The organism is Streptomyces sp. NPDC006743, from assembly GCF_040703815.1.
Classification (GTDB): domain Bacteria; phylum Actinomycetota; class Actinomycetes; order Streptomycetales; family Streptomycetaceae; genus Streptomyces.
The window spans coordinates 19,474-32,986 of sequence record NZ_JBEYJA010000022.1 but is presented as its reverse complement, the minus strand read 5'-3'; the positions used below and the strand labels follow the sequence as shown (position 1 = coordinate 32,986).

At 72.7% G+C, this 13,513-nt stretch carries 10 protein-coding genes; 4 read left to right on the top strand and 6 right to left on the bottom strand.

Annotated features, from left to right (window positions below):
- Positions 1 to 540: 540 nt before the first annotated feature.
- Positions 541 to 1,257, top strand: coding sequence for an antibiotic biosynthesis monooxygenase (locus ABZ719_RS19540; RefSeq protein ID WP_366726430.1), 717 nt, complete (start codon positions 541 to 543; stop codon positions 1,255 to 1,257).
- 54 nt (positions 1,258 to 1,311) lie between these two features.
- Here the strand turns inward: ABZ719_RS19540 and ABZ719_RS19535 are convergent, their stop codons facing one another.
- Positions 1,312 to 3,147, bottom strand: a complete 1,836-nt coding sequence (locus ABZ719_RS19535; RefSeq protein WP_366726429.1) for an endonuclease/exonuclease/phosphatase family protein — start codon at positions 3,145 to 3,147, stop codon at positions 1,312 to 1,314.
- Between the two features lie 305 nt (positions 3,148 to 3,452).
- Between ABZ719_RS19535 and ABZ719_RS19530 the strand changes: the two genes are divergently transcribed.
- From ABZ719_RS19530 to ABZ719_RS19520, 3 genes are all read left to right on the top strand, one after another.
- Positions 3,453 to 4,922 carry a hypothetical protein gene (locus tag ABZ719_RS19530; protein WP_366726428.1) on the top strand — a complete coding sequence of 490 codons (1,470 nt, stop codon included), beginning with the start codon at positions 3,453 to 3,455 and terminating at the stop codon, positions 4,920 to 4,922.
- A gap of 548 nt (positions 4,923 to 5,470) precedes the next feature.
- Positions 5,471 to 7,054, top strand: coding sequence for a TROVE domain-containing protein (locus ABZ719_RS19525; RefSeq protein ID WP_366726427.1), 1,584 nt, complete (start codon positions 5,471 to 5,473; stop codon positions 7,052 to 7,054).
- Between the two features lie 118 nt (positions 7,055 to 7,172).
- Positions 7,173 to 7,751: a helix-turn-helix domain-containing protein gene (locus tag ABZ719_RS19520; protein WP_366726426.1), complete on the top strand. Its 579-nt coding sequence runs from the start codon at positions 7,173 to 7,175 to the stop codon at positions 7,749 to 7,751.
- Between the two features lie 123 nt (positions 7,752 to 7,874).
- Here ABZ719_RS19520 and ABZ719_RS19515 read toward each other — a convergent pair whose 3' ends face one another.
- The 5 genes from ABZ719_RS19515 to ABZ719_RS19495 form a co-directional block, all read right to left on the bottom strand.
- On the bottom strand, positions 7,875 to 9,098 hold the full coding sequence (locus ABZ719_RS19515; protein ID WP_366726496.1) for a TerD family protein: 1,224 nt from the start codon (positions 9,096 to 9,098) through the stop codon (positions 7,875 to 7,877).
- A 249-nt stretch (positions 9,099 to 9,347) separates the two neighbouring features.
- Positions 9,348 to 10,337: a zinc-dependent alcohol dehydrogenase family protein gene (locus ABZ719_RS19510; RefSeq protein WP_366726425.1), complete on the bottom strand. Its 990-nt coding sequence runs from the start codon at positions 10,335 to 10,337 to the stop codon at positions 9,348 to 9,350.
- A complete protein-coding gene (locus tag ABZ719_RS19505) occupies positions 10,334 to 11,158 on the bottom strand; it encodes a carbohydrate ABC transporter permease (RefSeq protein WP_366726424.1) in 825 nt (274 codons plus the stop codon). The genes ABZ719_RS19510 and ABZ719_RS19505 overlap by 4 nt, the downstream gene beginning before the upstream one ends.
- On the bottom strand, positions 11,155 to 12,093 hold the full coding sequence (locus ABZ719_RS19500) for a carbohydrate ABC transporter permease (RefSeq protein WP_037860823.1): 939 nt from the start codon (positions 12,091 to 12,093) through the stop codon (positions 11,155 to 11,157). The genes ABZ719_RS19505 and ABZ719_RS19500 overlap by 4 nt, the downstream gene beginning before the upstream one ends.
- Positions 12,090 to 13,463, bottom strand: a complete 1,374-nt coding sequence (locus tag ABZ719_RS19495; protein WP_366726423.1) for a sugar ABC transporter substrate-binding protein — start codon at positions 13,461 to 13,463, stop codon at positions 12,090 to 12,092. Before ABZ719_RS19495 ends, ABZ719_RS19500 begins: the two co-directional genes overlap by 4 nt.
- Positions 13,464 to 13,513: the final 50 nt, after the last annotated feature.

Genomic DNA, 13,513 nt, shown 5'->3' with positions numbered 1-13,513 from the left:
GGCGCGCCGCACACGTGCGCCGGGGCGCGCGTGCGCGCGTCCGAGGGCGGGCGGAGGAGGGGCGGCGGCGTACCCGTACGGGAGACGGCCCGCGGATAGGGCCGCGCCCCGGATACGGCCGCGCCCGCGGATACGGCCGCCCCCCGATACAGCTGGTTCGCGCATAGGGGTGGTACGGGCACGGGCCGCTCGCGGGCAGGGTGGTGTGGTGCCTCGGACACGGCTGGTAGGCGGACGCGGCTGGTACGCGCATGGGGCGTGGGCCGACACGAGCCGCACGCCGAGAGGGCCGTCACGCCGAGAGGACCGGTGCGCGGATATGGCTGGTACGGGGGCATGGGCCGCATACGGACGGGGCTGGTGCCCTCGGATACGGCGGGCACGGCGGGCACGGCGGGCACGGCCGGTACGCGGACCGGGGCGGAACCGTGCCGCGCGAAGCGGGGTTGACCTCGACTTTGGTTGAGGTCCGAGAGTGGGGGCGTCCCGGTCGGACGCCGTCGCGTCCGTCGTGTCCCGCGAGCACGGAGGCCCGCCCAGATGATGTCCGTACCCCGTACGACCCGCCGTACCACCGCGCACCCCGACCTCACCGACCCGCGCGTGGGCGCCCCCCTCTTCAGCACGTGGCGGGTGGGCACCCCCGAGCGGCAGCGGCAGACCGTCGAGGCCATCGCCGAGACCTGGACCCGCCGCCCGTGGCCGGCCCGCGACCTGCTCTCGTACCACGTCTACACCGGCGAGGACGGCTCCACGCTGCTCCACCACTCGCAGTGGGCGAGCGAGCAGGCGTTCGAGGCGTTCGTGAAGGCGCACCGGCAGGAGCGGGTCGACGAGATCGACACCGCCGTTCCCGGCATCGAGCGGGTCCGGCTCGGCCGCTACCGGTACCACCGCGGCTCCGCCGGCCGTCCTGGACGGGTGCCCGGGAGCATCGTGATCGTCGACGTCGAGTTCGACGGCCCCGACCCCGGCCGGCAGCGCGCCTGGGCCGACGCGGTCCTCGAAGCCCTGGACGCGGAGCCGGACCCGCACCCCGGCGGGATCGCCGCCCACTTCCACCTGAGCACCGACGGCACACGGGTCCTGAACTACGCCGAGTGGGAGAACGCCCGGGCGCACCGGGAAGCGCTCGCGGCCCCGGGCGAGGGCGTCGGGTCACCGACCGGACAGTGGAAGCGCGTCCAGACCTGGCCCGGCGTCAAGAGCAGCACCGTCAGCCGCTACGAGCACGCGCTCGGGCTCGTCCCCGCCTGAAGCCGGCCGGCCCGGCCGCGGCCGGGCGCGTCGCCGCCCGGCCGCAGCCGCCCGCTACGGGCGCAGCCGCAGCACCTGCGGGTCGTGGTCGCTGATCTGGTCGTGGAACTCGGAGTTGATGTGCACGCTGTCGTAGTCGAAGCGGTGGCCGTGCCGGATCGACGGGCTGATCAGGATCTGGTCCAGGACCTGCGCGTTGCCCTGGTAGTCGTACGTGTACCGCTCGCTCCTGGGCAGCGACTTGATCGCCGACCACAGCTCGCCGCCGCCCTCCAGGATCCGCGCGGTGCCGGAGAACTCGAAGTCGTTGATGTCACCGAGGGCGATCACGTCCGCGTTCCGCTGGACCTTCAGGATGTCCTTGACGAAGGAGTTCACCTCGGCCGCCTGGAGGTGGCGCTGCGTCTCCGAGCTGCGCACCGGCGGCTGGTACTGCGAGGTCAGCCCCTGGTCGCCGCCCTTGGACGCGAAGTGGTTGGCGATCACGAAGACCGTGCGGCCGTGGAAGACGAACTCGCCCGCCAGCGGCTTGCGGCTGGACTTCCAGGCCTCGCTCGCCGGGTCGACGCGCCCCGGGGAGGCGGTCAGGGCGGCCTTGCCGTGCACCCGGGTGACGCCGACGGCGGTGGTGGAGTCCCCGCCGGGGCGGTCGGTGAAGGAGACCCGGGCCGGGTTGAACAGGAAGGCCTGGCGGATGTTGCCGCCGGGCTCGCCGCCGTCCTGGTCGTTGACCGGGTCGATGGAGCGCCACTCGTACCGCGGGCCGCCCGCCGCGACGATCGCGTCGATCAGCTTGGTCATCGTCACGCCCGCGGTGACCGTGCCGTCGTCGGTGGCGCCGTTGTCGTCCTGGATCTCCTCCAGCGACACGATGTCGGGCGAGCGCAGGTTGTGCACGATCGCCGAGGCGTGCGCCGCGAAAGTGGTGTCGGACGGGTCCAGGTTCTCCACGTTGTAGGTGGCCACCGCCAGCTCGCCGCGGGACTGCGCGCGGGTCGTCTCGCGCCGCAGACCGCCGCTCTCCAGCGTGCCGAGCCGGTCGGCGACCAGCGTGTAGCCGCCGAACTGGTTGTAGTCCAGCGGGCCGGTGGTGGCGCCCGCGAGGGTGTCCCCGACGTCCGCCACCGGGAAGCCGGCGGTGGGGCCCAGCGACTGGATCTGGAGCCGGCCGGTGTTCTGGGAGTCGTAGGAGCCGTACACCGTGCCGCCGCGCCGGGTGGCGTGCTCGTGCGGCTTCACCGTCACCCACAGCTCGGTGTACGGGTCGGTGGCGGTGACCACACGGGCGTCCTGGACCTGGACGTTCATGCCCTCCAGCGACTCGTAGCGGTCCAGGGCGTAGCGCTCGGGGCGCAGCGGCAGGGCGTTGACCGAGCCGTTCGCCGCGCTGTCGCCGGCCGGGGCGTAGGCCGCGGGCACCGACTCCGCGTCGAGGACGACCGGGGCCGGGACGGCGTTGCCGTGGGAGAGCACGGTGACGGCGGGCTTGGTGATCTCGGTGATCGACTGGTTGCCCGAGGAGGTGCCGCCGGGGACGTACTCGGAGACCGTGCCGGTGACCGTCACCGAGTCGCCCACGGCCGCCTTCGGGGCGGAGCTGGTGAAGACGAAGACGCCCTCGCTCGTGGCCGGGTCCGCGTCCGGGTCGGGGTCCTGCATCCAGAAACCCTTGGAGGAGCCGTAGGCACGGACCCCGGTGACGATTCCGGCCACGTCCGAGACCTTCTGGCCGGCGTACGGGGAGATCCGGGTCGTGCCCTGGATGTCATGGATGCGCACGGAGTCCGCGTGCGCGGGCGCGGGGAGCACGATCATCTGGGTGACCGCCGCCGCGGAGCAGACGGCGGCGACGGTCAGCGCGGCCAGCCGCGCGGAAGACTTGCTGGGCAACGGAATCCCTCCGGGGACGTACAGGAGCGCCGGGACGAGGGTGGTGCGTGGAACCGGACGCCGCGACCGACGGGCGGCGCGGCGCGCAGAGCAGTCGGTGAACAGCTGTCCCCCGAATTTCTACGCGCGTCAATCTCCTGCGCGGCCAGGGTGGTTGTCAAGGTTTCGGCCATGTACGCGAGGGGTCCGGCAGATGAACCGGTCGGCATGGGTGGAAATCCGTCTAGGCTGAGCGGTTGAGTCGTCAGGCTTTTTCGGCCCGGGGGCGCGCACCCCCGGCCACCAGGTCCTAGGAGAACCAGTCGATGTCAGACACGTCCCCGCTGCCGCCGGTGCGGCTGGCTTCCGAACCGGAACTGGCCCGGGACGCCCTCGCCACCCCGCTCCTGTCCCGGGCCGCCCGGCTCGCCCGGTGGGCCGGACCCGGGACCCGGGTCGACGCCGGCGGCGCGCTGGTGCCGGAGCAACTGCCCACCGCCGCCGGGGAACTGGGGCTCGACGGCGACGACGCGGCGGCCTGGGCGAGCGAGGCCTGGCGGCTGGCCGTCGACACCGGGCTCGTCGAGATCACCGACGAGGAGGAGGGAACCGTCACGGCGGGCGCGGAACTGCGGCTGCTCACCGGCGGCTCCCCGCACGACGTGCTCACCGTCTGGCTGGCCGCGCTGGACGCGGTCCTGGCCGACGCGAGCGTGCCCGACCTGGACGGCCTGATCGGCGCGATGGACGAGGGCGGCGCCGTCGACCTCTCCACGCTGGACTGGGACCCGCAGGCCGAGGCGGAGTTCCTGGACGGGGTGCTCGCCAACCTGTACCTGCTCACCGTCGGCGAGGAGGGCCCCGCCGGCGCACCCGTGCCGCTGCCCGCGCTCGCCGCCTCCATGATCGTGCCCAGCGACATGGGGGAGCCCACCGACGACATACTGGAACAGGTCTCCGAGGCGATGATGCGGCTGGACGACCAGTTCCGGCTGCTGGAGCCCGTCGGGCTCGTCGACTACCGGCCGGTGGACGAGGCCCTTCTGGAGGACACGGGGGAGGCCGCGGACGGCGAGGGCGCGGGGCGGACGGGGGAGACCGCCGCGACGCCGGTGACCGACGACGAGGTGGAGGTCGCCCGGTACGGCATGGTGCGGCTCACCCCGCTCGGGCTGTACGGCATGCGCGCCCGGCTCCTGGAGGCCGGCCACGACGCCCCGGCCGTCGGCGACCTCGCGGACAAGGGAGCGGACGCGCTGCTCGACGGCACCGCCGCCTTCCCGCCCGCCGCCACGCACGCCGAGACCGAGCAGTGGCTGGCGCGCCGCGAACCCCTGGCCGCCGCCCGCGAACTGCTCGCCGCGGCGCGCGGCACGGACGCCGGGGCCCCGCTGCGCCGGCTGCGCTGCCAGCAGGCGCTGTCCCTGGTGGGCGCCGTGGCCGAACCGGCGCTGCGCGAGGTGCTCGACGACGCCGAACTGGGCGGCCTCGCCCGGGTCTGGCTGACCGAGCGCGGCCTTCCGGACGTGCCCCCGCCGACCCAGGACATGGTCTTCTGGCTCACCATCGACACCGTGGCCGCGCAACTGGCCGCCGAGGGCGAGTCCGACGAACTGCACGCCCTGGTGCAGGGCCTCGCCGAGCAGCACAGCGGGTTCTTCGCCGCCGCCTGGCGGGTGGACCACCCGCGGACGGCGGACGTCCTGGAGGCCATGGGACGGCTGCACCCCGACAAGAAGATCGCGAAGGAGGCCCGCAAGGCGGCCTTCAAGGCGCGCTCCGCGCAGGGCGGTTGAACCAACCGGGGTGAACGCGGCCGGCCGGAGCACGGACGGGCCGGCCGCGGAACAAATTCGTTCGCCCGGCCCGCGGTCTCCCTCCTAGAGTGATGCACGTCCAGGTGCGACAGGCAGGACCTACTTCCATTCATCTTGGGGAGGCCGCGGGTTCGAATCCCGCCACCGGCACCACGCGCCGGTGTGGCTCAGAGGCAGAGCACCACACGTCGGTTCAGCCGCCCTCGATCTCTGGACACCGAAAGCTTCACGCACCTCCCGGTGCGCGGGCCGCGGCTACTTCTTCGCACAGAATCCACGCCGCTGCCGAACTGATCTCGGGAGGCGCGGCTCATGGTGGGTGCCCGGTGCGCAGGCAACGGTTACTTCTTCGGATCGGACGGTTGCGGGTTCGAATCCCGTCACCGGCTCAGGGCCGGTGCAGCTCAAACGGCAGAGCATCTGACACAGTCCGTCGCCGACCCCTGATCTCGGGCACCTTCCTTTTGCTGCGCCTCCCTTTCGAAGACCGGCACACGCCGCCGGCGACGAATTCGGGGGAATTCACCATGGCGCGATTCAACACCAAGGCCGCCCGGCCGCGGCCCGTTTCCCGGGTCACGTCCACGGGCCGCGTGCTGCGCACCCACGAGGGCGGCCGGGGCCGGGAGCGGGACACGCGCTCGGAACTCTTCCTGCTCGCGGTCTCCCACATGGTGTCGCAGCAGACCTTCTACGAGGACGGCGCCGGCCGCGACGACCGGTTCGTGCGGCTCGTGCGCGACCTCGCCGTCACCGACCCGGCCTGGACGGCCGGTCTGCTCGGCTGGCTGCGCGGCGAGGGCAGCCTGCGCACCGCGGCGGTCGTGGGCGCCGCCGAGTACGTGCACGCCCGGCTGGCGGCGGGCGCGACCGACGGCCCCGCCAACCGGCGGGTCGTGGACTCGGTGCTGCGGCGGCCGGACGAGCCCGGTGAACTGCTGGCGTACTGGACGGCGACGTACGGGCGGGCCGTGCCCAAGCCGGTCAAGCGCGGGATCGCCGACGCCGTACGCCGGCTGTACCACGCCCGGTCGCTGCTGAAGTACGACACCGCCTCCAAGGGCTACCGCTTCGGCGACATCCTCAACCTCGTGCACGCGGTGCCCGACCCGGACAGGCCGGGGCAGGGCGAACTGTTCCGGTACGCGCTGGACCGCAGGCACCACCCCGAGACGGCGGTGCCGCCGGCGTCCGACCCGGTGCTCACCGCGCACCGGGAGCTGATGGCGCTGCCGGTGGCCGAGCGGCGCGCGGTGGTCACCTCCGCCGGCGGCGCCGAGCGGCTGGCCGCGGCGGGCCTGACCTGGGAGGCGCTGGCAGGCTGGCTGCAGGGCCCGATGGACCGGGCGGCCTGGGAGGCCGTGATCCCCTCCATGGGCGTGATGGCGCTCGTGCGCAACCTGCGCAACTTCGACCAGGCCGGTGTCCCGGACGAGGTCGCCGCACGGGTCGCGGCGAAGATCAGCGACCCGGAGCAGGTGGCCCGCTCACGGCAGTTCCCCTTCCGGTACCTGGCCGCCCACCAGCACGCGCCGTCGCTGCGCTGGGCGTACCCGCTGGAGCAGGCGCTCGGCCACTCGCTGGCCAACGTGCCCGCGCTGCCGGGCCGCACGCTGGTGCTCGTGGACCGCTCGGGGTCGATGTTCTGGTCGCGGATGTCGGAGCGCTCCGAACTGAACCGGGCGGACGCGGCGGCCGTCTTCGGCACGGCGCTGGCGCTGCGCGCGGCGCACGCGGACCTCGTCCAGTTCGGGTCGTCGAGCGACCCGGTGCCCTTCCGGCGGGGCGAGTCGGTGCTGAAGATCCTGGACCGCTTCGGCGACCTCGGCGGCACCGACACCACCGAGGCGGTACGGCGCCATTACCGGGGGCACGACCGGGTGCTGATCGTCACCGACGAGCAGTACGCCTCCAGCCGGCACGGCGACCCGACCGAGCAGATCCCGCCGCACGTGCCGGTCTACACCTGGAACCTCGCCGGGTACCGCGCGGGGCACGGGCCGTCCGGCCGGGACGGACGGCACACCTTCGGCGGCCTGTCGGACGCGGCCTTCCGGATGGTGGGGCTGCTCGAAGCCGGGCGGGACGCCGACTGGCCGTGGACCGGCTGAGGACGGGACCGCCGGCCCCCGGCGCCGGACGAGCCCGTCGTCCGGGGCCGGGCCCGGCCGTGCGTCCAGCGCTCCGGTAAATTACGGAGATGGTCCCCGGTTCGCGAGGAGGGTCTGGATGACGCAGGTCAGGCCGATGCGCGCGGACGCCCGGCGCAACTACGAGCGGCTGCTCGAGGTGGCGGCGCGGGCCTTCGCCGAGCACGGGGAGAACGCGTCCCTCGACGACATCGCCAAGCGCGCCGGCGTCGGCTCCGGCACGCTGTACCGGCACTTCCCGAACCGGCAGGCGCTGCTGGAGGCGGCCTACGTCGACCGGATCGAGGCGATCGCCGCCCGCGCGGGCGAGCTGGCGCAGGACCTGCCGCCGGGCGAGGCGCTGACGGCCTGGCTGGAGGAGCTGTGCGTCTGGACGATCCAGGCGCGCGGTCTGAAGGCGCTGCTCGGGTCGGCCGTCACGGACGGCAGCGCGGCGGCGGTCACGGTGTGCGGTACGTCGCTCAAGGGCGCCGCGGCCCGGCTGGTGGAGGCCGCGCAGCGGGAGGGGACCCTGCGGGCGGACCTGGAACCGCTCGAACTGCTGCGGCTGGCGCACGGCGTGGCGACGGCGTCCGAACTGGCCGACGGACAGCAGGCGGGACAGGGGGCGCACATCCGGCGCTATCTGTCCCTGCTGCTGGAGGGCCTGCGGGCCTGAGCGCACCCGTGCCCGGGGCCGCGGGCCTCGGGCCCGGGGAAGCGCCGGGCGTCGGGCGGCGGGAGAGGGCGGGGCGGCCCGGGGCCAGGAGGTGTGCCGGGCCCCGCGCCGCCGCCGTGGTGCCTACAGTGCCTGGGCGGCCGGTTTCACCATGTTCCGTACGGTGCGCGCCTTGACGAAGTCGCCGATGGCCGTCATCTCCCACTCGCCGGAGTACTGCCGGATCAGCTTGGCCATCATCACGCCGGTCTGCGCCTCGGCGCCGGTGAGGTCGAAGCGGACCAGCTCCTCGCCCGTCCCGGCGTCCAGGAGCCGGCAGTACGCCTTGGCGACCTCCGTGAACTTCTGGCCGGAGAAGGAGTTGACCGTGAAGACGAGGCCGGTGACCTCCTGCGGGAGGCGCCCGAGGTCGACCACGATGACCTCGTCGTCACCCGCGCCCTCACCCGTGAGGTTGTCGCCGGAGTGCTTCACCGCGCCGTTCAGGATGGACAGCTTGCCGAAGTAGCAGCTGTCGACGTGGTTGCGCTGCGGGCCGTAGGCGATGACCGAGGCGTCCAGGTCGATGTCCGCGCCGCGGAAGGCGGGCTCCCAGCCGAGGCCCATCTTCACCTGGGACAGCAGGGGCCGGCCGCCCTTGACGAGGGACACCGTCTGGTTCTTCTGGAGGCTGACCCGGCCCTTGTCGAGGTTGACCTTCCCGGTGCCGGCGGCGGGCGGGGCCGGCGGCGGGGGCGGCACGGCCGGCCCGGTGACCTGGGTGTGAGGGGCGGGCGGCGGGGCCATCGGCTGGGGCGGGGTGCCCGGGTGCGGCGGGGCCACCGGCTGCTGCGGGGCGGCCGGTGCGGCCGGCGGTTCCTCCACGCTCACGCCGAAGTCGGTCGCGATGCCGGCGAGCCCGTCGGCGTACCCCTGGCCGACGGCCCGCGCCTTCCACTGCCCGCCGCGCAGGTAGATCTCCACGATCACCAGCGCCGTCTCGGCGCCGAGCCGGGGCGGGGTGAACGTGGCCAGCGGGGAGCCGTCGTCCGCGTCGCGGATGGTGGCCGTGGGCTCGATGCCCTGGAAGGTCTGCCCGGCGGCGTCCGGGCTGGCGGTGACCACGATCTTCTCGATGCCCGGCGGCACCGCGGCCGTGTCGACGGTGATCGCGTCCGGGGCGGTGCCGCCGCCCGAGCGGTAGGTCACGCCCGGGCCGGAGGGCTGGTTGTAGAAGATGAAGTCGTCGTCCGAGCGCACCTTGCCGTCGCCGGTGAGCAGCAGGCCCGAAACGTCCAGCCGCACGGGCGCGGTCACGTCGACCGTGACACGGGCGGCGGAGAGGGGAATGTTCGAGCCGGGGGTCATAGCTGTCATGCCGGGTGAACGAGCGAGGGGACTTTGCCGTTCCCTTACTCGGCGGGAAGGGGCCGTCCGGGGGACGGGCCGGAGGGCGCGGGCCGCAGCGGCCCCCAAGGAACGGACCTGCGGCGGCGCCGCAGCGGCCCACAGAGTTCCGCCCCCGCCGCGCCTTCCCTTCCCGTCACCGGGGGCTGCCGCCCCCAGACCCCCGTTTCGGCCTGGACGGCCTCGTCCTCGAACGCCGGACGGGCTGATTCACGGCACCACCACGATCTTGCGGCCCACCCCCGCCGCGAACTGCTCCAGCGCCTGCGGATAGCTCTCCAGCGGGAGGCGGTCGCTGATGAAGACGTCCGGGTCCAGGACGCCGTTGGCGAACAGTTCGGCCGCACGCTCGTAGCTGTGCAGCACGGCCATGGACCCCGTGATGGTGATCTCCTGGTTGTAGATGCGGTACGGGTCGATCTCCACCCGCGTGGCGTAGTCGGCCACGCCGAACTGGAGGAACGTGCCCGCCTTGGCGACCCGGCCCAGGCCGTCCTGGATGGCCGCCGCGTTGCCGGTGGCGTCGATGACCAGGTCCCAGCCCTCGGGCCGGTCCAGTTCGTCCGCGTTCGCGGCCGATGCCGAGACCCCCAGACCGCGGGCCGTCTCCAGCCGGGCGGGGTTCACGTCGACCACGTCGACGCTCGCCGCGCCGGTCCGCTTGGCCAGCTCCAGCATCATCAGGCCCATCGTCCCGGAGCCGTAGACCAGGACGTGGGCGCCGAGCCGGGACCGCAGGACGTCGTAGCCGCGCACCGCGCAGGACAGCGGCTCGATCAGCGCCGCGTCCTCGGTGCGGACGTGTTCGGGGAGCTTGACGCAGTTGGCGACCGGGGCCAGCGCGTACTGCGCGGCGCCGCCCGCCGTCGTCACGCCGATCGCGGCCCAGCGTTCGCACAGGTTGTTGTGGCCGGTGCGGCACTGGCGGCACTCGTAGCAGTACAGGGACGGGTCCACCGCCACCCGGTCGCCCGCCGCGACCTCGGTGACCTGGGTGCCGACGGCGACGACGCGGCCGGCGAACTCGTGGCCCGGCACGATCGGCAGCTTGGGCGCGAACTCGCCCTGCAGGATGTGCAGGTCGGTCCCGCACAGGCCGCAGGCGGCGACCTCCACGACGACCTCGCGCGGCCCGGGCGTCGGGTCGGGGACCTCGGTGACGACGGCACGGCCCACGGACTCGATGACGGCGGCCTTCATTTCACGGCTCCCAACGACAGGCCCTGGACCAGTTTGTCCTGGGCGGCGAACCCCGCGGCGAGCACCGGCAGGGAGATGACGAGCGACGCGGCGCACACCTTGGCCAGGAACAGGCCCTGGCTGGTGATGAAGCCGGTCAGGAAGACGGGGGCGGTCTCGGCGACCACGCCGGTGAGCACCCGCGCGAAGAGCAGTTCGTTCCAGCTGAAGATGAAGCAGATCAGCGCCGTCGCCGCGATCCCGGGGACGGCGATGGGGGCGACCACCCGGGCCAGGATCGTGGGCAGGCGGGCGCCGTCGACGCGGGCCGCCTCGATCACCGCGACCGGCACCTCGGCGAGGAAGGACTGCATCATCCACACCGCGATCGGCAGGTTCATGGAGGTGTAGAGGATGACGAGCAGCCAGATGTTGTCGAGCATCCCGGCGTTCTTGGCGAACAGGTAGATCGGCAGCAGTCCGGCGACCGCCGGCAGCATCTTGGTGGACAGGAAGAAGAACAGCACGTCCGTCCACTTCCGCACCGGCCGGATCGACAGCGCGTACGCCGCCGGAAGGGCCAGGACCAGGACGAACAGTGTCGAGACCACCGAGGCGACCGCCGAGTTGACCAGCGCGGGCCAGGGGCTGGGGCCGCCGCCGCTGCCGAAGAAGTCGCGGTAGCCGTCCAGGGTGAGGGAGGCGGCGAAGGAGGGCGGGTTGGTCGCCGCGTCCGCCTCCGAGTGGAAGGAGGTCAGCGCCATCCAGGCGATGGGCAGGAAGAAGACGATGCCGGCCAGCCAGGCGACCAGGCCGAGACCGTTGCGCTTGAGGACGTTCATGCGCGGGACGCCTCCTCGCGGAACAGGGACGAGACCACGCGCAGGGCGAAGGTCGCGATGACGATCGAGCCGATGACGACCAGGACACCGGCGGCCGAGGCCAGTCCGTTCTCGTGGGCCTGGTAGAAGCTCTGGTAGACGGTGTAGGGCAGGTTGGCGGTGCCCAGGCCACCGGAGGTGAGGGTGAACACCGCGTCGAAGTTCTGCACGATGTAGATCGAGCCGAGCAGCGCCCCCAGTTCGAGGTAGCGGCGCAGGTGCGGCAGCGTGAGGTGGACGAAGATCTGCCAGTCGCCGGCGCCGTCCACCCGGGCGGCCTCGATCTGCTGCTGGTCGCGGCTCTGCAGGCCGGCCAGCAGGATCAGCATCATGAACGGCGTCCACTGCCACACCAGTGAGGCCTCGACCGCGAGCAGCGGGGTGTTCGAGATCCAGTCCGGCTGAGGTCCGCCGACGTAGTGCAGCAGGCCGTTGAGCAGGCCGTACTCGGGGTTGTAGAGCACGTGTTTCCACAGCAGGGCGGCGGCGACCGGCACGACGAGGAACGGGGCGATCAGCAGGGTGCGCACGGCTCCCCGGCCGGGGAAGCGGCGGTCCAGGAGGAGGGCGAGGGCCAGGCCCAGGACCAGGCTGGCCAGCACCACCGCCACGGTCAGCAGGACCGTCGTCCACACCGAGTGGCGCAGGTCCGCGTCGGTGAGCACCTGCTGGTAGTTGTCCAGGCCGGTGAAGCGGCGGGCCTTGGGGTAGAGCGCGTTCCAGTCGAAGAAGGAGATCACCAGCGTGGCCACGAACGGGAGCTGGGTCACGGCGATCATGAAGACGAGGGCGGGCAGCAGCGGGGCGCGGGTCGCCCAGGCGCGCAGCCGGGGGGAGGGCCGCCGGGGCGCGAGCGGCTCGGTGGCGGCCACGGGGGCCGTGGTCGTGGCGGTCATCGTCCCTCGTACTCCTTGGCGATCTTCTCGGCGAGCTGCTGGGACTTCTTCAGGGCCGACTCGACGGACTGGCGTCCGGCGACGGCCGCGCTGATCTCCTGGGAGACCTTGGTGCCGAGGTCGGTGAACTCGGGGATGTCGACGAACTGGATGCCGGGCGCGGGCCGCGGCTGGACGCCCGGATCGTGGGGGCGGGCACTCTCGATGGCGTTCTTCGTCATCTCCTGGAAGGCGGCGGCCTCTTGGCGGTAGGCGGGGTTCTCGTACGTCGAGGCGCGCTTGCCGGCCGGGACGTTCGACCAGCCGTAGGTCCTGCCGACCAGCTGCTCGTACTCCTTGCCGGACGCCCAGGAGACGAACTTCCAGGCCTTGTCGGGGTTGCGGGAGGCGTTCTGGATGCCCCAGGCCCAGGTGTAGAGCCAGCCGGACGACCGGGTCTTCTCCACCGGCGCGGGGGCGTAGCCGACCTTGCCCTTGACGGGCGAGCCCTTGGCCTCCAGAGACCCGGCCGCGCTGGTGGCGTCGTACCACATGGCGACCTTGCCCTGGGTCATGTTGTTCAGGCACTCGGCGAACCCGGACTGGGCGGCGCCCGACTCGCCGTGCTGCCGGACCAGGTCGACGTAGAACTTCGTCGCCTTCGTGAACTCGGGCGAGTCCAGGTGCGCCTTCCAGTCCTTGTCGAACCAGGTGCCGCCGAAGGTGTTCACGACCGTGGTCAGCGGTGCCATCAGCTCGCCCCAGCCGGGCAGGCCGCGCAGGCAGATGCCCTTCATCCCGGGGCGGGCGCCGTCGGCCTTCGCGGCGAGACCGGCGATCTGCTGCCAGGTGGGGTGGGCGGGCATGGTCAGGCCCTTGGCCGTGAACACGTCCTTGCGGTACATGAGGAAGGACGACTCGCCGTAGAAGGGCTCGCCGTAGAGCTTGCCGTCGTCGGCGGTGAGGGACTGGCGCATCGGCGCGAGGACGTCCTGCTGGTCGAAGCCCGGGTCGCGGGCGACGTAGGAGTCCATCGCGTGCAGCCAGCCGTTGCGGGCGTAGATCGGGATCTCGTAGTTGGAGAGGGTGGCCACGTCGTACTGGCCGGCCTGGTTGGCGAAGTCCTGGCTGATCTTGTCGCGGACGTCGTTCTCCGGCAGCACGGTGAAGTTCACCTTGATGCCGGTCTCCTTGGTGAAGTGCGCGGCGGTGAGCTTCTGCAACTCCGTCATCTGCGGGTTGTTGACCATCAGCACGTTGATGGAGTCGCCGCCGGAACCGGCTCCGCCCGCCCCGACCCAGCAGCCGGAGAGCAGCGGGGCGAGCAGCGTCCCTGCGGCGGCCAGGGCGAGTGTCGCTCGCGGTGGCCGCCGTCGGCTCTGGGTTCGCATGGATCGCTCCTGGACGTAGGGGAGTGGGATGGATGGGGGGACAAGGGGTG

Bases quoted from the DNA above. Each gene is read 5' to 3' on its own strand.
- ABZ719_RS19540 (WP_366726430.1), top strand. From the start codon at position 541: ATGATGTCCGTACCCCGTACGACCCGCCGTACCACCGCGCACCCCGAC.
- ABZ719_RS19530 (WP_366726428.1), top strand. From the start codon at position 3,453: ATGTCAGACACGTCCCCGCTGCCGCCGGTGCGGCTGGCTTCCGAACCG.
- ABZ719_RS19525 (WP_366726427.1), top strand. From the start codon at position 5,471: ATGGCGCGATTCAACACCAAGGCCGCCCGGCCGCGGCCCGTTTCCCGG.
- ABZ719_RS19520 (WP_366726426.1), top strand. From the start codon at position 7,173: ATGACGCAGGTCAGGCCGATGCGCGCGGACGCCCGGCGCAACTACGAG.
- ABZ719_RS19515 (WP_366726496.1), bottom strand. From the start codon at position 9,098: ATGACCCCCGGCTCGAACATTCCCCTCTCCGCCGCCCGTGTCACGGTC.
- ABZ719_RS19510 (WP_366726425.1), bottom strand. From the start codon at position 10,337: ATGAAGGCCGCCGTCATCGAGTCCGTGGGCCGTGCCGTCGTCACCGAG.
- ABZ719_RS19505 (WP_366726424.1), bottom strand. From the start codon at position 11,158: ATGAACGTCCTCAAGCGCAACGGTCTCGGCCTGGTCGCCTGGCTGGCC.
- ABZ719_RS19500 (WP_037860823.1), bottom strand. From the start codon at position 12,093: ATGACCGCCACGACCACGGCCCCCGTGGCCGCCACCGAGCCGCTCGCG.
- ABZ719_RS19495 (WP_366726423.1), bottom strand. From the start codon at position 13,463: ATGCGAACCCAGAGCCGACGGCGGCCACCGCGAGCGACACTCGCCCTG.